The sequence below is a fragment of the Candidatus Hydrogenedentota bacterium genome (genome assembly GCA_018005585.1).
Classification (GTDB): domain Bacteria; phylum Hydrogenedentota; class Hydrogenedentia; order Hydrogenedentales; family JAGMZX01; genus JAGMZX01.
On sequence record JAGMZX010000007.1, the window covers coordinates 36,476 to 54,093 of the forward strand.

Annotated in this window: 16 protein-coding genes; 7 read left to right on the forward strand and 9 right to left on the reverse strand. The window is 63.6% G+C overall.

Annotation, left to right across the window (positions count from 1 at the left end):
- The first annotated feature begins 357 nt into the window (after positions 1 to 357).
- The 7 genes from trpS (at position 358) to KA184_02300 (ending at position 7,860) form a co-directional block, all read left to right on the forward strand.
- The gene (trpS, locus tag KA184_02270; protein ID MBP8128377.1) at positions 358 to 1,416 is read left to right on the forward strand and encodes a tryptophan--tRNA ligase; all 1,059 of its coding nucleotides are present in this window, start codon (positions 358 to 360) and stop codon (positions 1,414 to 1,416) included.
- Positions 1,417 to 2,289 (forward strand): ABC transporter substrate-binding protein, encoded by an 873-nt coding sequence (locus tag KA184_02275; GenBank protein ID MBP8128378.1) that lies wholly within the window; start codon positions 1,417 to 1,419, stop codon positions 2,287 to 2,289.
- A complete protein-coding gene (locus tag KA184_02280) occupies positions 2,286 to 3,152 on the forward strand; it encodes an ABC transporter ATP-binding protein (protein MBP8128379.1) in 867 nt (288 codons plus the stop codon). The genes KA184_02275 and KA184_02280 overlap by 4 nt, the downstream gene beginning before the upstream one ends.
- Entirely contained in the window at positions 3,149 to 4,180 is a 1,032-nt protein-coding gene (locus KA184_02285; GenBank protein MBP8128380.1) for an iron ABC transporter permease, read from the forward strand. The genes KA184_02280 and KA184_02285 overlap by 4 nt, the downstream gene beginning before the upstream one ends.
- A gap of 280 nt (positions 4,181 to 4,460) precedes the next feature.
- Positions 4,461 to 6,428: an ABC transporter ATP-binding protein gene (locus KA184_02290; protein MBP8128381.1), complete on the forward strand. Its 1,968-nt coding sequence runs from the start codon at positions 4,461 to 4,463 to the stop codon at positions 6,426 to 6,428.
- Positions 6,425 to 7,102, forward strand: coding sequence for a hypothetical protein (locus tag KA184_02295; GenBank protein ID MBP8128382.1), 678 nt, complete (start codon positions 6,425 to 6,427; stop codon positions 7,100 to 7,102). Before KA184_02290 ends, KA184_02295 begins: the two co-directional genes overlap by 4 nt.
- A gap of 23 nt (positions 7,103 to 7,125) precedes the next feature.
- The gene (locus KA184_02300; GenBank protein ID MBP8128383.1) at positions 7,126 to 7,860 is read left to right on the forward strand and encodes a leucyl/phenylalanyl-tRNA--protein transferase; all 735 of its coding nucleotides are present in this window, start codon (positions 7,126 to 7,128) and stop codon (positions 7,858 to 7,860) included.
- Here the strand turns inward: KA184_02300 and KA184_02305 are convergent.
- The 9 genes from KA184_02305 to KA184_02345 all read right to left on the reverse strand — a co-directional run bounded on the left by KA184_02305 (position 7,826) and on the right by KA184_02345 (position 17,614).
- On the reverse strand, positions 7,826 to 8,971 hold the full coding sequence (locus tag KA184_02305; GenBank protein ID MBP8128384.1) for a hypothetical protein: 1,146 nt from the start codon (positions 8,969 to 8,971) through the stop codon (positions 7,826 to 7,828). The two genes, KA184_02300 and KA184_02305, sit on opposite strands and share 35 nt — an antisense overlap.
- Positions 8,972 to 9,098: 127 nt before the next feature.
- Positions 9,099 to 10,148 carry a lipopolysaccharide heptosyltransferase II gene (gene waaF / locus KA184_02310; GenBank protein ID MBP8128385.1) on the reverse strand — a complete coding sequence of 350 codons (1,050 nt, stop codon included), beginning with the start codon at positions 10,146 to 10,148 and terminating at the stop codon, positions 9,099 to 9,101.
- Between the two features lie 18 nt (positions 10,149 to 10,166).
- On the reverse strand, positions 10,167 to 10,511 hold the full coding sequence (locus KA184_02315) for a hypothetical protein (GenBank protein MBP8128386.1): 345 nt from the start codon (positions 10,509 to 10,511) through the stop codon (positions 10,167 to 10,169).
- A gap of 14 nt (positions 10,512 to 10,525) precedes the next feature.
- Positions 10,526 to 10,747: a zinc ribbon domain-containing protein gene (locus KA184_02320; GenBank protein MBP8128387.1), complete on the reverse strand. Its 222-nt coding sequence runs from the start codon at positions 10,745 to 10,747 to the stop codon at positions 10,526 to 10,528.
- 112 nt (positions 10,748 to 10,859) lie between these two features.
- Positions 10,860 to 12,104: a hypothetical protein gene (locus KA184_02325; protein ID MBP8128388.1), complete on the reverse strand. Its 1,245-nt coding sequence runs from the start codon at positions 12,102 to 12,104 to the stop codon at positions 10,860 to 10,862.
- Between the two features lie 53 nt (positions 12,105 to 12,157).
- Entirely contained in the window at positions 12,158 to 13,300 is a 1,143-nt protein-coding gene (locus KA184_02330) for a glycosyltransferase family 4 protein (GenBank protein ID MBP8128389.1), read from the reverse strand.
- On the reverse strand, positions 13,293 to 14,372 hold the full coding sequence (locus KA184_02335) for an undecaprenyl/decaprenyl-phosphate alpha-N-acetylglucosaminyl 1-phosphate transferase (GenBank protein MBP8128390.1): 1,080 nt from the start codon (positions 14,370 to 14,372) through the stop codon (positions 13,293 to 13,295). Before KA184_02335 ends, KA184_02330 begins: the two co-directional genes overlap by 8 nt.
- The gene (locus KA184_02340; GenBank protein ID MBP8128391.1) at positions 14,369 to 15,427 is read right to left on the reverse strand and encodes a hypothetical protein; all 1,059 of its coding nucleotides are present in this window, start codon (positions 15,425 to 15,427) and stop codon (positions 14,369 to 14,371) included. The genes KA184_02335 and KA184_02340 overlap by 4 nt, the downstream gene beginning before the upstream one ends.
- 300 nt (positions 15,428 to 15,727) lie before the next feature.
- On the reverse strand, positions 15,728 to 17,614 hold the full coding sequence (locus KA184_02345; GenBank protein MBP8128392.1) for an alginate lyase family protein: 1,887 nt from the start codon (positions 17,612 to 17,614) through the stop codon (positions 15,728 to 15,730).
- Positions 17,615 to 17,618: the final 4 nt, after the last annotated feature.

Consider the following 17,618-nt stretch of genomic DNA (forward strand, 5'->3'; position numbering starts at 1 on the left):
ATGTTTCAGGGCTTGTGCGGCTGCACTGGGGTCAAGCCGAGTTCGTAGAGGCGACGGATGACGCCACGGGGGTCGAATTTCCGGAAACGGTTGCTCTGGGTTCCGATGCCGTTTAACTGGAAGGCGGGCAATGAGGGCGGAGCTGCTGCGAGTCGAGACACGGGCGTGAGGCGCTGTTCCGCGGGAGTATGAAGGCGGCGTGGCCAGTAATTAAGGCTCCGGAAGGGATTCGGGCTGAACCGTGAGGGTCGCGGGATGCGGGAACACGGTTCTGGACTCCCGTGCGGGGCTTCGGCTATTCTTCCCTCCCTGCCGCGATGCGCATGATACAGTGGATGTTCACAAGGGATTTTCGGAATGAACAAACGGGAAGAGGTCATACTGTCCGGCATTCGTCCGACGGGGCGGTTGCACTACGGCAACTACTTCGGCGCCATAAAGCACTTCATACGGCTTCAGGAAGAAGGCAAGCGCTGCTATTATTTCATTGCGGACTATCACGCGCTGACCACAATCACGGAGCGCGAGGATTTCTATGGGCAGACCATCGAAATGCTGCGCACCTATGTTGCCTGCGGGCTCGATCCCGGGAAATCCGTCATTTACCGGCAGAGCGACCTTCCCTGCACCGCGGAACTGTGTCTCCTGCTTGGCATGATCACCAACATTGGTTTCCTGGAACGCGGCACGACATACAAGGATAAGATGGCGAGACTGCAAGAGGACCCAAAGTCGGAAGGCAATCCGCTTTCCTATGGACTTCTTGGATATCCCGTGCTCATGGCCGCGGACATTCTCATTGTCCGCGCGGACAAGGTGCCGGTGGGCGACGACCAGCGCCAGCACGTGGAGATGGCGTGCGACATTGCGGAGCGCTTCAATAGCCGTTTCGGCGATACGCTGCACGTGCCGCACCCGGTCGGGCGCGACGCCCTGCGCCTGCCGGGGCTCGACGGCGCATCGAAGATGGGCAAGAGCGAGCACAACACGTTGGACCTTCTGGACGACCCCGATACGGTGCTCAAGAAGATACGCGGCGTCGAGACGTCCACGGACCCCCTGCCGCTGGAGACGGAGAGCACAAATCCGGACGTGGTGGTGCCGCTGATGCCCGCCGGGGTGGGCGTGTTGTACCGTTTGCTGCACCTGCTCGCGCCGGAGGAGGTATACCTGGACTTCCTGGGCAAGTACCGGCGCAAGGAGAAGTTCTACGGAAAACTGAAGGGCGTGCTTGCCGAGTACGTGTCCCGTTTCAATGCGCCCATTATCGATCGATATAACGACCCCGGGAACAGCGAGGCGCACGTGTGCGAATTCCTGCGTGAGAACGCGGAACGGGTCACGCCGGTGGCGCTGGACACGGTCGAACGCTGCCGCGCGGCCATTGGCATTGGCCACAGTCTTTATCGGGCTTAAATGAAACGTGCGCTGCCAGCCCTGCTTGCAGGCGCCGTCTTCGCCGTCCTGCAGGCGTGCTCCCGTGAGACGCTGCCGCGGGGCGGCATCGTGTCGATGGGACCTAACATTACCGAGACGATTTTCGCGCTGGGCCAGGGAAACCGGGTCTCCGCGGTGGATTCGTTCACGGACTTTCCGCCGGAGGCAAGGGTATTGCCGCGCGTCGGCGGATATATCGATCCCAACCTCGAGCGCATCACGCTGATTCGGCCCGAATTGATCGTTCTCGCAGGACGCTTCCCCAAAGTGATGGAATTTGCCGAACCGCGCAAAATGCGCACGCTCGTGGTTGCGATGGATAGCCTCGCGACAATCGACGCGGGCATCGCGACGCTGGGCGTGGTGCTGGAGTGTACGCCCGCCGCGGACCGGCTGCGCGCGCAAATTGCGAATACGTTGGACGCCGTGCGCGCGGCGGCGGCGGGGCGCCCGCGCCCGCGAGTCCTGATTATTACGGGCCGTTCCACGCACGACCTGAACGACCTCGCGACCGCGGGCGGTGCGTCTTTCGTGTCGGAGATTGTCGCGTGTGCGGGCGGCGATAATATCTATGCGAACGTGGCCGCGCCATACTTTGAAGCTTCCAAGGAGTCGGTGGTCGCGGAAGCGCCCGAAGTCATTCTTGAGTTCCACGCGGGTGAAGGACTGAACGCGAGCGACAAGGCGGCCTTCGTCGCGGACTGGGACGCCATGCCGATACTACCCGCCGTGCAGGACAAACGCATATACTTGCTGGCGGAATCACATGCGTTGCGGCCGGGACCGCGGATAGGAGAGATCGCGCGGCGCATGGTGAAGCTTTTGCACCCCGAGGCCGAGTTGCCCGAATGAAACGGTGTCTTGCCGCCGAATCCGTCACCTTCGCCTATGAGCCGGGAACGCCCGTCCTGTGCGGCGTTACGGCAGCGGTGCGCAGTGGCGTCTTCACCGGCATCCTGGGGCCGAACGGGTCCGGCAAGAGCACGCTCTTGCGCCTGCTCTGCGGCCTGCTGAATCCGTCCGCCGGCAGAGTGACGCTGGACGGGCGGCCCCTGACCTCATTCTCCGCGGGCGAACGGGCGCGGTCTCTGGCGTATCTGCCGCAGGGTGTGCAGCCCGTGTTCTCCTTGAGTGCTTTCGAGGTCGTTTGCCTGGGCCGGTATCCGCATGCAGGCGCGCTGGGCGGCCTGCGCGCGCATGACCTTCGGGTAGCGCGCCGCTGCATGCGCGACACGGCCACGGAAGACCTCGGACGGCGCAGTTTCATGGAACTGTCCGGCGGCGAGCGGCAGCGCGTGCTTCTCGCGAGCATTCTTGCCCAGGAGCCCAGCCTGTTATTGCTCGATGAGCCCACCGCCGCCCTGGATATTCATCACGAGGCGGAGGTGTTCGCCCTGCTCGCGCGCCTCGCCCGAGAGGGGTACGGGATAGGCGTCGTAACCCATGACCTGAACCTCGCGGCGGGGTTCTGCAACGAATTCCTGCTGTTGTCGCGCGAACATGCGGTTGTTGCTTCCGGGTCCGCGGAGGCGGTCCTCGATGCGGACATTCTTACCACCGCGTACGGCTCTTCCATCCGTGTTGGGTTGAATCCGCTCACCGGCGCTCCGTTCGTTCACGCCGAACAGCCGGACACCGCTGCGTTTTCGATTCCCATCCCGGTTCCCTGCCCCTCACCTGGCGGACCCACCCGCGCCCGGGAAGACGCGCCATGAAACGGCGCCTCTCCGCCGTCTGGGTCTTGTCCGGCGCTGCCCTGCTCTGCCTGGCCGCCGCCGGCGCGAGTCTCAGCGTCGGTCCGGAACCCGTGACGCCGCTCGATCTCCTGCGCCAGTGGCGCGCGGGAGAGGCGTCCTCTGACGCGGAGTACATCCTGTTCAGCCTGCGCCTGCCGCGCACGCTGGTCGCGTTTCTGGCAGGCGCGGGTCTCGCGCTTGTGGGGTGCGCTTTCCAGGCGCTGTTGCGCAACCCGCTTGCCACGCCGTACACGCTTGGCCTTGCCGGAGCGGGCTCGTTTGGCGCCTACACCGCGCTCGTGCTGATCGATTTCGGGCGCTTGCCTTACGCACTGCTCGGCGTCCCGATGGTGCAGGCCTTCGCATTCCTGTTTGCCTCCGGGGATGTTCTGTTGATCTTTCTGGTCGCATCGCGGCGGGTCAGGCCGTCGCCGACGGTGCTGCTGCTCACGGGTGTCACGCTGGGCATCGTCGCCAATTCGGGCATCATGCTGACCCGCTACTTCGCCCGCCCTGAGCGCTTGATCGACATGGACCGCTGGCTCATGGGCGGCGTCGATGTGGTCGGCTATGGTTCCGCGGCCACGCTGGCCGCAGGCGTCCTCCCGGCGTGCCTGGTGCTGTTCGCGCAGGCCGGGAAGCTCGACCAGTTCGGTTTCAGCGAGGAAATGGCCGCGGGCCGGGGCGTCAATATCGCGCGCCTGCAAATTGTCGTGCTGCTGCTGGGGTCGCTGATCACTGGTGTCATCGTTTCAGAGGTCGGCCCCATAGGTTTTGTGGGGTTGGTTGTGCCGCACACCGTCCGCGCGTTTACCGGGTCGAGCCACCGCTTGCTCATGCCCGCGAGCCTGTTGAGCGGCGGCGCCTTTCTGTGCCTGTGTGACCTTGCCGCGCGCAAGGTGCCCGTCGCGGGCGAAATCCCCATCGGGATCATCACCTCGCTCATCGGCGGGCCGTTTTTCCTTTATTTGCTCATGCGCGGCAAATTCACCGATTGGGAAACGTGAGAGACCGCTGCCACCCGAAGGGCAATCCCTGAGACCGGAAATATAGCTGTGGCGCGAATGGCCAATTCCTGTGACGCCGCGTCAGCGCCAAGGAAAGGTTCCCAAACCGGCTATCACCGTGCGGACCGCGCGGTCTCCGGGGCTTAAATTGCGCGGCACCTCGCGTCAAATGAGTCTCCCTCGCGCGCTTGCGCCCGACATGCCCGTTTCATTGCACGAGCACGCCCGCGTGTGTTAGCGTTTCGTTCGTCCAAGCCCCCTTGTTTCAACGGGTTTCTTCATGGCAAATCTCAGTGTCACGCCGGAATTACAGTCCGTTACGCCGCCGCGTCCGCGAGGTTCCGCATGGACCGTTTATAGTCGGCTGATGGGCTACGCCTGGCGCTACAAGGGCCGTCTGCTGCTGGCCCTGTTCTTCGCGTTGGTCATTGCGGCCTCCTTCGGAGGTATGCTCGTTGCTGTGGGCACGGTCGTCAAGATCACCTTCTATGAACCCGTTCTGCCCAAACCCGGCGAACAGCCGGACATCGACCCCGGCGACCGGCTCGTCCAGGATGTGCACAATGCGGTCCAGTGGATGACGGACAACACCGGCTGGGGGCCGCAGGGGCTGGAGGCGCACACGCAGGCGCTTGTGAACGCGATGCGCGCGGACAAAATGCGCGCGTTGCGTATCGCGTGCGGCATCGTTCTGTTTTTGGCGGTTATTATCGGGATAGCCCGGTTTTTGCAGGAATACTTCGCCGGGGCCATCTGCACGAATATCACGACCGACCTCGGCGAGGAAATGTATGTCAATCTGATGCGGCAGCCGGTGGGACTGTTCGAGGCGCGCAGTTCCGGCGATATTCTTTCCCGGTTTACCAACGACATATTCATGGTCAATCGCGGCTTGCTCGGAGTCTTTGAAAAAGTGCTTCGCGAACCGCTGAAGGCGCTCACGTTCCTTTTCATCGCCATCGCGGTGGACCCGGGTCTTACGCTTATTGGCCTCTGTGTCCTGCCGCCCGTGGCCTACGTGCTCGCATACATTGGCATTAAGGTGCGCAAGAGCGTACGGCGTTCACTCGAAAAAATCGGGTCCATGGCGTCGGTCGTGAACGAAACCGTCACGGGCATTCACATCGTGAAGGGTTTCGGCATGGAGGCCTACGAGGTCGGCCGGGTCAGGGCTGAGATCAAGAAACTGAAGCGTTTTCTCATGAAAATGATCCGGGACAACGCCGCAACGGGCCCCGTCACGGAGTTTATCCTGGTCATCGGCCTGGTGGTATTCGTGCTGATGAGCGGCAGACGGGTGGTTGACGGTCGGCTCGACGCCGGCGACCTCGTGCAACTCTATTTTTCGCTCGCGATGATGCTCGACCCGGTGCGGAAGCTCTCGGCGGTCAACAATATGATCCAAACGAGCATCGCGAGCGCGGAACGGGTCTTCGAGTTCATCGACCTCAAGCCGTGTATCGTTGAAACGGGGGATGCCGTCGAACTCCCGCCGCTTGCGGACAGGTTGCGTTTCGATGACGTGCATTTTTCGTATGACGGGACGACGGAGATACTGAAAGGGCTCACGTTCGAGGTGGGGAAGGGCGAAATGATCGCCCTCGTCGGGTTCAGCGGCTCGGGCAAGAGCACGATTACAAAGCTGATTCCTCGTTTCTACGACGTGTCGGCCGGTTCCATCACGTTCGATGGCGTGGATATTCGCCGCGCGACATTCAAGAGCCTGCGCGAGCAGATCAGCCTCGTGACGCAAAACACGATTTTGTTTGATGAGTCGATTCGGGACAACATCGCCTTCGGACGCGCTGATTTCACGGATCAGCGGGTCGAAGCCGCCGCACGGGCGGCGTATGCACATGATTTCATCTTGCGGCTGCAGCAAGGGTATGCGACGCGCATCGGCGAAGCGGGCCAGACCCTCTCGGGCGGTCAGCGTCAGCGGCTGGCAATTGCCCGCGCAATCATTAAGGACCCGACGATTCTGATCCTCGATGAGGCCACGTCGAGCCTGGACTCGGAGAGCGAGCGCTTGATTCAGGAAGCGCTGGACCAGTTTGTCGCGGGGCGCACCGCCATCGTGATTGCACACCGGCTCTCGACGATCCAGCGCGCGGACCGCATTCTCGTGATCGACGATGGCACAGTGGTGGAGCAGGGCACGCACCAGGAGTTGCTGGAGCGCAACGGCATTTACAGGCGCCTGTACGAGGTGCAATTCGCGGCGGCGAACCAGGAGAACGGCGCATGAGAACGTGGGCCGCTGTCGCCGCGCTCTCGCTGGTCCTGGTGGGATGTGGCGGCGAAGAACCGCGCACCGCGGGCGCTCCGGCTGCGGCAGGACAGAGGCATGGGCAAGACGCCCGTGCCCCGAATTCTCAAGTCCGGGGACTCGTGCGGGTCGTGGACCTGCAAAGGCAGCCGTTGGCGGGTATGGCGCCAATCGCGACGCTGCAACCGAATGCCTTTGATGAGCCGGTAGCCTCGGGGCCGCTCACGGCGGCGGACGGCCGGTCCGCCTTGTTGTTCCCGGCGGACCAGAGGGTTTGCGTGCGGGCGTGGGACCCGGAACTGCGCTTTTTCGCCAACAATTACGTTGATGTCCTGCCTAATACCGGCACTATCACGGAAGAAATGGAAATCATAATGGCTCCCGCCGCGTCGTTTGAGATGACGCTGCTGCTGCCGGGCGGTCTGCCCGCGGCGAACCGGAATGTGGGCCTGATGATGTTTCATCCGACCCGCGGCCCGTGGTGGCCAAGCGAGGGAAATTCGGACAGCACGGGCAGAGTCGCGTTCGTGTCGATACCGCCGGGCCGTTTTCTCCTGAAAGTGAAGATAGACAGCGGGGAGTCAATTGACCTGCCGGAATTGAGTCTGCCGCCCGGCGCGTCCGTCGATTTGGGGCCGGTGTTCCTGCAATAACGTTGTGGAGTCAAGCTAACGTAATGCCCGTTTTCCGCCTCACACGCCAGCTGGCGTTTCCCGACCCCGAACTTGCGGAAGACGGTCTTCTCGCCGTGGGGGGGGATTTGAGCGTAGGCCGGCTGATGCTCGCTTACCGGCACGGTATCTTCCCGTGGTACTCGGAGGGCGAGCCAATCCTGTGGTGGTCGCCGGATCCGCGCATGGTCATTGTTCCGCAGCGGTTCCACACGTCGAAACGGCTGTTGCGTGTCTTGAAACAACAGAAATTCCGTTTCACTCTGGACACCGTGTTCGCGGACGTGATTCGCGGGTGCGCGGCGGTCAGGCGGCGCCATGAGCGTGGCACGTGGATTACCCCCGATATGATCGAGGCCTACGTGCGACTGCACGAAGCGGGCTATGCCCATTCCGTAGAGGCCTGGCAGGAAGAAACGCTGGCCGGGGGACTCTACGGACTCTCTTTCGGCGCGTGTTTCTTTGGTGAGTCCATGTTCACGCGCGCGACGGATGCTTCGAAAGCGGCACTGACCGCGTTTGTGCATCAGTGCGTGCGCTGGGACATCCAATTGATTGACTGCCAGTTGCCGAACCCGCATTTGCGGCGACTGGGTGCTCTTGAGATGCCGCGCCGTGAGTACCTGCGCCTTCTCGAATCGCTGGCGCAGCGCGCGACGCTGCGCGGGCCGTGGCGATTCGATGAGGACTTGGCGGCCTCGGCGTTCAGGCGACAATCTGACGGGTTACCACCTGAATGAGAGCGCAGGCGTGGGCAGCGCTCGCCTGTGCTTCTTCGCGCAGGGGGGCCACCGCGAGCACATAGCCGATGGTGTCGCGCGACGCGGTGTCGACGACGTGCTTCAGGGTATCGCCGATTTTCGCGGCCACGGCAACCTTGCGCACGCCAGGACAGGCTCGAGCGGCTTCGAGACCGTTTATCTCTTGCACGATGCCGCTGTGGGAGGTTAACCAGCGGACAGCGGCGGGAAGGGTGGATGTGGGCGTTTCGCGGGGCGGGTCGCCCGCGGCAACGCGCAGGCAATCGCGCTCGATGTCGATGTCGAGCGATTCCATGAGCAGGTCATTGTAGGCCGCGTTCACGATGCGTGCGGGATTGCAGCCGACCAGGAGCGGCGTGTCCAGCACGACCGCGAATTCGAATTCCACGAGGTAGTGGCCGCTGGGCAGACGCCGGGCGGCCCTGTTTGCGAATGCGAGGAGGGACTGGTAGGCCCGCTGGGAAAGAGGCGGGGGGTATACCACGCTGATGGGAACGGGGAACTGACCGGGAAGCAGTTCTTCGCCGACAATTTCGACAGGGAAAAAATCCCGTTGGAACATGAAACCGTACAGTCGGAAGAGGGGGCCGTCCCAGGCCCGCTGCAGCGCTACCGCGACGGCGGGGGCTCTTTTGTGTATCTTGGCAAACGCGAGGGGGAAATCGGGGTGATGGTCGATACGGACGCGAAACGGCTGCCGAAGCGCGGCCGCCGGGCCCGCCCACGCGGGGAGATCGATGGCGTGCAGCGCGTCGAGCATGGGTTCCGCCGACGGCATGACCTTGAACTCGACGACGGGCAAACCTTCCGCGCGCATCTGTTCGAGACAGGCGGATTGGGCCTCAGGCTCCCGCCACGCACCTGGCACGCCGGGCAGACACAATTGCGCTATGACGGCGTCTGCCGCATCCTCCGCCGCGGCGTCGAGGGCAAGTATACCGTCGGCCCGCTGTTCGCGCGCGACGCGCAGCAACGACTCCGGCTCAAGCGCATCCGGCACATGAATGGCTTCCAAGCCTTCCGAAAGGGCTTTTTCCCGCAAGCGGTCGGGTGCGGCCTTCGCACTAACCAGCAGCAAGCGTTTTGGCATCCCTGTTCCTTAAGCGAAAGACTGACACGACGGCGGCGATATGCGTTCTGAGTTCCCGCGCACCCTTCGGGAAGCGCCGTTCGAGCGTTGTTTCCACTCCTATTCTACAGGGTACGTGCGGCGTGTATCATCTTAAGCCCGGGAGGGAATCCATGACCGCGGCGGTGACGCTATCGATATCGATGCGGGTCATGCAGCGGTGGTCGGTTGTGCATACGGGCTTCTGGCAGGGTCCGCAGTCCACATCGACCCGGAGAATCGCGCCGCGCTCCCAGGGACCGTCCGTGTAATCCGGCGACGTGGGGCCCATGATGCATACCACCGGCTTCTGGAAGGCAACCGCAATGTGGCGCGGCCCCGTATCGTTGCAGAGCAGCAGGTCGGCCTGCGCGATCATGGCCTTGAGCAGCGCGATGCCCGTGGTGCGGAACGGGCCTTGAATAACGGGCGCGCAAGTCTGTCTCAGGATAGCTGAGCGTACATCCGCTTCGTCCGGACCGGTCAGCAGAAAGAATCGCGCCCCGGTCTCGGCGGCAAGACGGTCCATGACGGCGGCATACCTCGCGGCGGGCCAGCGCTTGCTTGGCCCGAAGGCCGCGCCGGGCGCGACGCCGATGACCGGGGCCGCGGCGCCGATGGCCTGCCGCACTTCCGCGACGGCGTCCGGGTCCGCGTGCAATTCCAGGCCCGCGTCATCGTCCTCGCAGCCAAGCGGTTCAAGCAGGTCCAGATACTCGCGCGCCATGTAGACCGGCGCTATGCGCCCGTCCTTACGATGCGGGGTTGCGCGATGCGTGAGCAGAAAACTGCGCCCGCCGCGGGCATAGCCCAGGCGGATCTGAGCGCCCGCAAGCCGGGCGAGCAGCGCCGCGCGAAAAGAGTGGGGGAAGACCACGGCGAGGTCGGGGGCTTGCGACCGGAGCCCGGCACTCAGCCGCAGCATGGGCGCCAACCCGGGGCGGGCGGCGATTTCAACGCAGTGGGTAATGTGCGGGAATTCCTCCAGCAATTCACAGACGGAGCGCCGCGCGGCGACGGTGATTTCCGCCTGAGGCAGGCGGCGCCGCAATGCGCGCAGAGCCGGGGTACACATGGCCGCGTCGCCGACCCAGTTGGGCGCGAGGACCAGAACCTTGGCAATCGTGCCGGGGCTGCCGCTGCGCCGGGTGCGCCGCATATTGAACATCGGATGCCCCTAACGTTTCCGCTCGCGGATGCGCCGTCGCAGCGCATTCGTAAACGATTTGTCGCCCAATGTGTCGCGAAAGGAGTCCCGCTCTTCGCGCAGCCGGCGGCGCGCAATGTCGAAAAGGTCCATGACCGCGCGCAGAAGCAGGATGCCGAAGAAGAGAAACATCAGGGACAGCACCAGGGCGAAGCGCCTGGGATTGTCCCTGGAAGTGACCATCTGCAGACCAAGCAGCATCACCAGCGGAATGATGAGGAGCAGATAAAAGCTGACCGGGCGCCAGCGGCGGGACGATTGCGTCTTCCGGGTTTCTCCGGTCTGTTTGGACTCCTGCTCGCCCGTGTCAGGCATAGAGAACTCCCGGGTTACTCCATGCAACAGCCGCCCATGGGACAACTCGACGCCGCGGCGCACGCGCCGGATGCGCAGGCAGGCGCGCTTGCCGCGCTGGAGAGGGCCGCGAAATGGCTGGCCTGCTTTTCCATCCGGCGACTGCCGCACTGTGGGCAGGCCGGTTCCTCGTTGCCGCGAACAAGAATCTCACTCTTTGCGCCGCAGGCGGCGCAAGCATAACTGAACAGGGGCATGGCGCGCTCCTCTTGCTGAAGCCTACGTGTCCGGGCAGGATCATAACAGCCGGGACGCGACGCGGCAAGAATGCAGACACGGCTGCGGCGCACGGCGCCCGGGCAAGCTGGGTTACCAGGCCTTGCCCGAGACGGGGGGCAGGTCGCCGCCCGCGTCCTGCATGGCGTGCAGGTATTCGGCGAGCGCGCGGTACATCCAGGCAACCCCCCAGCGCGCACAGACAAGACGCGAGGTGTAGTGGCGGTAGCGGCGGTAGTAGGGCGCGCCGCTCCGGGGATCGCGGAGGTACCAGTAGGCCCACCGCAGCGCCATCGTGGCCTGCTGCAAGAGGCTCTTACGGGTTGCGGCGAAGGTGGACGTACACAGCACCGCTTCCGCGCAGGCGTGGATGTCCACTGGGTACCGTCCGTAATCATTGACGGGCATGCCATAGGGGCCCCACAGGGAGTTGAGGTAGAAGTGAAGGCCTTGTTTGACCGCTTTCTCAATGTCTTCGCCCGGACGAATTTCCTGGATGGCCAGCAAGGAACGGAGCATGAAGCCTGTGTGGTGGTGGTCAACGATACGCAGGTTGGCTTCCTCGTAGGGCTCGCCTTGCGAGAACTCGCCGTAGGGCCAGGCTCCGTCCTCGCGTTGCCGCGCCAGCGAGAACTTCAGCGCCGCCTCGGCGGGGTCCAGCAGCGTGATGTCGCCGGTTGCGGCAGCGGTGCGGAACAGGCACTGTGCGGCGAGAAGGTTGGCGTTGTGAACGCGGCGATGGTCGCAGACGGCATAGCCGAAGCAGAAGGAACCATCCGTATGGCGCAGACGGGGCAGGTCTTCGAGGATGAATGCCGAGATTGAACGGGCGGCGTCGAGCCAGCGCGCTTCCCCTGTGACCGCATGCGCGCGCAGCATCGCCTCGCCCGCGATGCTGCTGACGACTACCACGGGTCCGCCTGCGGGCGTATCGAGCCCCTTGGCATATACGTGGAAGGGATAGCCCCAACACAAGCCGGAGTAGTCCGGGCAGCCATGGGCGAGGAGCCATTCGAGATGGCCGGTTGCCTGATCCAGGTAGGACCCGTCGTGGGTCAATTCATGCATGCGCAGCCGCGCCAGCGCGAGCAGCGCGTGGCTCTTCGGGTTTTCCGTCCTGGGCACGTGCAGCAAGCGCCGCAGGACATTGGGGAAAAGGTCGCAGAGCAGCGTGGATGCACGGCGCGGGAGACGATAAGGTTGCACGGCGCGCATCCACGGGTGCTGTTTGATGTCGAACGGATCGTGACCGGTCAGGCCGTGCGTATCGATCCAGGCGTCGAGGTCATGAAACCAGTCCTGGGCGATGGCTACGTCCGGCTGGTTTGACGGCGGCATTCCGCGCGGGGCCTTCGCATATGCAGGGAGGGGAGGATGAGCCTTTGTTTCGTTCATGAATTCCTCAACGTGGCGACGCGGTCTATCATTGCCTTGAATTTGGGATAGTTGGCCTCGTGTGAATACCGTTCGCGCATGCGTTCCCGCGCAGCGCGGCCCATGCGCTCCCTCAACCCGGCGTCAGTAATAAGACGCTCCAGTTTTTCCAGCCATTCCCGGGGCGAATCCGCGAGGAATCCGGTGACGCCGTCTTCGATCACCTCGGCATTCATTCCCACGGGCGATATGATGCATGGCGTGCCGACAGCCATGTATTGCATGGCCTTGTATGCGCACTTGCCGCGCGCGCGGGGGCTGTCGACGAGCGGCATCAGGCCGATATCGGCCTCCTGGAGGTAGGCAATTTCCCGCTCGATGGTCCAACGATGATTGAGCACTCGCACGCCCTGTAGTTGGTACGGTTTTCCGGTTGCGACCGACAAGACGATGTCATGCCGCCGCGAAAGTTCGCGGAGCACGTCTTCAATGACTTCAAAATAGCCGAGATTCGTGTGCAGACCGGTCCAGCCAAGCACGACCGGCCGTTTATCGGGAGCCGGATAGGTCTTCTGTGCGTGACGGTCCATATCCACGCACGTGGGGATGACGGTAAGGTCCGGGTTTTTCGGCCGCACGCGCTCTTCGAGATAGAGGTTGCCGACGACGCCGTGTGCGCACATGCCGCACATTTTCCATATCCATTCGTGGTCCATGAACCGCTCGAAGAAAGAATCGACGTAAGCGGGCGGCTCCCAGACCGCATCGTCGATGTCGAAGACCATGCGCGGGTTCATCAGCCGGATTGCGCGTTCGAGATAGGGTCTGCCGTAAGGCAGGAGCGGCCCGCGGAAGAACACCACGTCCGCCCCGGGCACGCGCCGTAGCTGGGCCAGGCGCCGGAACAGCACCAGCAGCAGGTACGCGGCGCGCGAGAGGCGGCCGCGGTTCTCATAGAGCCGTTGCCACAAGCGGAACGAGGAGGTAAGACACACGTCGCAATCGTAACCGTCGGCGCGCAGCATATCCGCGAATTTGATGACGCGGTAACGGATGGCCGCGATGCGTTCGGTCTCGTTGCCGAAAAGCACCACGCGCGTGCGTCTTGCGTTTCCGCGCGCGTCTTTGGCGCCGTTCGGGACAGGCGGACCGTTACTCATGAGAATTGGGCTCGTGGTTGCGCGCGAACCCTTCGATGAAACGAAGGACTGCGACGCAGAAGGCGATGGCCATACCGCCCAGGACCAGAATGAGAAACCCGTACGCGCCCGGAACGCCGGCCAGAATGAAGGCAAGCAGCCCCATGCACGCGGAGAGATAGTAGAGCGACAGGACGACCTGCCGCTGGCTCAGGCCGAGGTCCAGCAACCGGTGATGCAGGTGGTCGCGGTCGGGCATGAAGAACTGGCCCTGCCGCGCGCGCAAAAGCCGCCGGTAGAAGCTGAGCAGCGTATCGAGGATGGGCACCGTCAACACGACCATGGGCACGGCCAGCGCCACAACGGCGACGCCTTTCTGCCGCTCGATGAGCGTTGACGCGCCCAGCACGAATCCCAGGAACAGCGCGCCGGCATCGCCCATGAAGATGGACGCCGGATTGAAATTGTAGCACAGGAACGCGAGGGTGCAGCCCATGAGGTACGCCATCATGATGCAGGAGGTGGTCTGGCCGCGCGTGAACGCGATGGCGAAGATAGACGCAGCGCAGACGAAGACGAGGCCCGCGGCAAGGCCGTCGAGCCCGTCAGAGAAATTCACGGCATTGACCACGCCCGCAATCCACAAAGGCGATATGATCAGCGCGAGCCAGCCAATCTGGATCGTCCCCCCGAAGGGATGCGCGATTTCCGTGGCGCGGAACCCGCCCCAGAAGTAGAGGAGGAGGAACAGGCCCAGTTCAACCAGGAGTTTCTTGGAACTGGACATGTCGGCGATGTCGTCGTACAGACCCATGAGCACGATAAGGGTCCCGACGAGGCACATGGGGAAGAAGGAGGGCTGGCTATACTCGGGATAGAAGCCCTCAATGAAAAGGACGGTCCCGAGAAACGCAAAATAGAAGGGTACGCCGCCCAGATAGGGGATGACCCGCTTGTGCACCTTGCGTGATTCGCTCGGCCGGTCCACCACGTCCAGTCTCCGGGCCAGTGCGCGGAACACGGGCACGAGCACGAACGTGAGCAAGAACGCGCCCGCCGCAATCAAGGCATAGACCAGGAGGGGCTGTCTCATGAAGCATCTCCCCGGGGCAGCAACACGCCGCACGCGACAGGATGCCCCGCGCAGGCATTGAAACGTTCGGGAGCCCAGACCTGCAAGGCCGTTCCCGGGGCGGCGCCTCTTGCGCCGATAGCCGCGAGGCTATACCGCAGGCCTACGAGCGCCATGCCGCGGTCGATGCGCGCTCTGCGTTCGAGGCCGAACTCGATGAACGACTCCTCCAATTCCGGTGTCATGTTTACGGAGCCGTCGTCGAAGACAGCGAATACGCCGACCGTGCCTTTCGGCGCGCGTTGGAGGAGGCGCGAGAGCCTGTGGGCCGCCGTCGGGTCGTCGTACAGGTCAAAGCAGTCCCAATGAGTCACCTCGGCGGCCTTCGGGTCATAGAGCACGGCGTGGATGCCGCGTTCGCGGCGGGCATAGTCGCGGCCGTTGACGACGATGTGCGCCGCGCGCTGTATGCCTTGGCCACCGCCGCTCTGCACGAGGATATCGACGGGTGAGGCCACGCCCGTTTCGCCCACGAGGCCATCTGTCCGGAATGCGCCGCCCGCGAGGGCGAGCAGCGCAAAATGCTCCTCCGGGCGCATGCCGAGCACGGCGCGTCCCGCGCCGTATACCGCGGTCAGGTCGGCCGCCATGTGTTGAAGAGCCTGGGCGTTCGCGGCGCCGAACGGCGGGGCGGGTTGCTGCAGGAGCCGCAACCGCGCAGCCTCCAGCAGCAGGCTGTCGCGCGTGTCGGGATTGGCCTGTTCCGTAGCGGCGTAGAACATGCGGGCGGGCTCGAGCGTGTTGCGCGCATCCGTAGCGCCCGTCTGCTCCAGCAGCAGCGCCAGCGCTTCGTAAGGCGCGCGGCACGGCGGGCGAAACGAGGCCATCCCCTCCTGAAGAACGGCAATCGCATCCGCGGGGCGGCCGTTCTCCGCGAGTTCCCGCGCATATGCCGCAAAGTTCTCAGGAGCCATGCGCGCTTGATACGCTTGCAGCGGCCAATACACGGCTGTGAATGCCGCAAAGCTGGCCAGCACAACAGCCCATAGCACGCCTATGCGTTTGAGATTGGTCATGCACACCCGCCAAATTCTTCCCAGAGCGATTCCAGGCGGCTTCATAGTAATCGTGCGGGATAAACGGATCAACGCGCGCGGCCCCCATCCCGAGGAAGCTTGGGAAACAGTCGATGTGGTCCTTTTCAGAAATACGGTCGCGTGCGGACTGTGCAGACTCTTGTCCGCCGTAGCCCCTGCAAACGCGGATGCTTGTGTCTTGTCCTTCGCGGAACTGGCGCCGGGACAAGAAGGCCGCGGGACAGCAAGCGGGCGCACATGAAACGCAACAATGCGTCAGTGAAAGCGCACAACAGCTCACTAATCGCCGAGATGGAAACGTCCGCCGGGATATTGGCGCAAGGCACAGCTCCAATTATCCATGCTGCAATACACGCTGACTCCGTTTGGCTGGGTTTCGGCGGCGACGCGGGCTTCGCGCACGCCCGGAAGCAACGCCCAGCCAAAACGCAGCGGAAGCCTGCCCTGAACAGTCGCGCGGAGCACGGGCTGCGCCAGGCGCATGCCGAATTCAGGACAGTACCAGCCTTGCGGCGGCGTGTCGGCAGTGGGGATCTGTTCCGCAACGCCGTTGCCGAAAAAGAGAATACACAGGCTGCCGCTGGAGAATGCGGCCTGCCAAGTCGCGCCCTGCGGGGACAGAGCCACGTCCGGATGGAAATGGAGGAAGCTCTCGGCGGCATGGACACCGCCGCCGCACACTTCATCGAAGACAATCCAGAATCGCCCCTGGATAAGCAGAACGTGGCGCACGTGGCGCGGCTGGCCGGGCAAATGGTCGTAGCCGGTATGACTTCCCTTGAACACCGTGAGCCCATCGTGTTCGTAGTAGTCCACGTCTACCGGTTTCGCGCGCCGCGCGGCGCGGAACTGCCACGGGCCCCATTTCTCCGTCTGCTCGATGCCGTCGATCAGGACGGTATTATGCGCGCGGGTGCTCTGACAGTATTCGCGCATGGGGTCCGCCGCGTAACTGTACGTTCCCGAATCGACGATGATGCGCTGTCCCGCCAACGCGAGCTCAAAACTCAGCGTATCGCTGTGGGCATGCCCCGGATTGCAGTCGGGACCCACGGGACCGGCGTCAAAGAGGAAGAAATCCCGGTCGGCAGGGCGCGCGACGAAGAAACCGGTCTCTCGGAATGCGGCGACGCCCGCGGCAGGCAACTGCAGGCCGTGTGTGCCGAGCAGGTCTTCCGCATCGCGGAGAATCGCGGAGCTTGGCCGCGCCACGCCGAAGGCCGCGTCGTTCAGCAGGGGGAACTCTCCGTCGGGTTCGCGCAATGCCGCCAGGAACCGGGCCATTGCGGCGATCTTGTCTCCAAACGTTTCGGGCTCCTGCAACCCGCTTGCCCGAAGCAGGCGTACGGCCCGCAGATATAGATCGAGCACGACCGCGTGATACATGGGCGAGCGTTCATAATGGCCACCGTCGCCGGGAACCTGTTCCGCGAGTTCTTCTTCAAGTATGTGCAGTCCGCGCCGGCGCCATCGCGCTCCCGCCGGGCCGGCGAAAAGAGTCCCGGCGTACAACAAGGCGAGGCCATTGGCGACGAGGTGATTGCCGCCGAGATGATACTCGAGATGCGATTCGAGAAAGAGGGCTTGGGCGAAGAGGCTGTGCAGGAACGCGCCCGCGAATCGCGAGTCTCCCTGGAGCTCCCGCGGAAGCAGGAACGCCATGTCGCACCAATGGATAATGCGGTACGAGAGGGGTCCGCCATCCCATGCAAATCCGCGGCCGGGAGGGTTGGCCTCGATCCATGAGAGGACCAGCATGATGAGGCGTTCGAGATAGGCGGTATTGCCGGCGGCGCGGTACGCCTGCGCAAGGGCGGGGCCGTATTCGAAATAGTGCAGGTTGTAATACCAATAGCGCAGCGCGGGGTCGGGGCAGGACCAATCCGGCACGTCGTGGAAACGACGGGTTACGTGGGCAAACAGGAATTCGCCGGCGAGAATCGCGGCTGCGTCCAAGGCGCTGTGCGGCGGTGTCGCGGCGAGTCTCCCCTCTTGCACGCACGGCGAAAGACGCGGAGCTCCCGCTTTGCCGCGCAGAACCCGCCGCAATCGCGCTGGAAAGAGGAGCGGGTCCGTTTCGCGGCGCAGAAAGAGGAGCAACCGCGCGCGGACCTGCCGGAAGCGCAGCCAGCGTAGCGTTTGGCAGTAGAGACGGAGAGTCTTCATCGAG

Coding starts and splice junctions, on each gene's coding strand:
- KA184_02335 (MBP8128390.1), bottom strand. CDS start 14,372: ATGAGACAGCCCCTCCTGGTCTATGCCTTGATTGCGGCGGGCGCGTTC.
- KA184_02295 (MBP8128382.1), top strand. CDS start 6,425: ATGAGAACGTGGGCCGCTGTCGCCGCGCTCTCGCTGGTCCTGGTGGGA.
- trpS (MBP8128377.1), top strand. CDS start 358: ATGAACAAACGGGAAGAGGTCATACTGTCCGGCATTCGTCCGACGGGG.
- KA184_02285 (MBP8128380.1), top strand. CDS start 3,149: ATGAAACGGCGCCTCTCCGCCGTCTGGGTCTTGTCCGGCGCTGCCCTG.
- KA184_02345 (MBP8128392.1), bottom strand. CDS start 17,614: ATGAAGACTCTCCGTCTCTACTGCCAAACGCTACGCTGGCTGCGCTTC.
- KA184_02305 (MBP8128384.1), bottom strand. CDS start 8,971: ATGCCAAAACGCTTGCTGCTGGTTAGTGCGAAGGCCGCACCCGACCGC.
- KA184_02320 (MBP8128387.1), bottom strand. CDS start 10,747: ATGCCCCTGTTCAGTTATGCTTGCGCCGCCTGCGGCGCAAAGAGTGAG.
- KA184_02325 (MBP8128388.1), bottom strand. CDS start 12,104: ATGCCGCCGTCAAACCAGCCGGACGTAGCCATCGCCCAGGACTGGTTT.
- KA184_02340 (MBP8128391.1), bottom strand. CDS start 15,427: ATGACCAATCTCAAACGCATAGGCGTGCTATGGGCTGTTGTGCTGGCC.
- KA184_02275 (MBP8128378.1), top strand. CDS start 1,417: ATGAAACGTGCGCTGCCAGCCCTGCTTGCAGGCGCCGTCTTCGCCGTC.
- KA184_02300 (MBP8128383.1), top strand. CDS start 7,126: ATGCCCGTTTTCCGCCTCACACGCCAGCTGGCGTTTCCCGACCCCGAA.
- KA184_02290 (MBP8128381.1), top strand. CDS start 4,461: ATGGCAAATCTCAGTGTCACGCCGGAATTACAGTCCGTTACGCCGCCG.
- KA184_02330 (MBP8128389.1), bottom strand. CDS start 13,300: ATGAGTAACGGTCCGCCTGTCCCGAACGGCGCCAAAGACGCGCGCGGA.
- KA184_02280 (MBP8128379.1), top strand. CDS start 2,286: ATGAAACGGTGTCTTGCCGCCGAATCCGTCACCTTCGCCTATGAGCCG.
- KA184_02315 (MBP8128386.1), bottom strand. CDS start 10,511: ATGCCTGACACGGGCGAGCAGGAGTCCAAACAGACCGGAGAAACCCGG.
- waaF (MBP8128385.1), bottom strand. CDS start 10,148: ATGCGGCGCACCCGGCGCAGCGGCAGCCCCGGCACGATTGCCAAGGTT.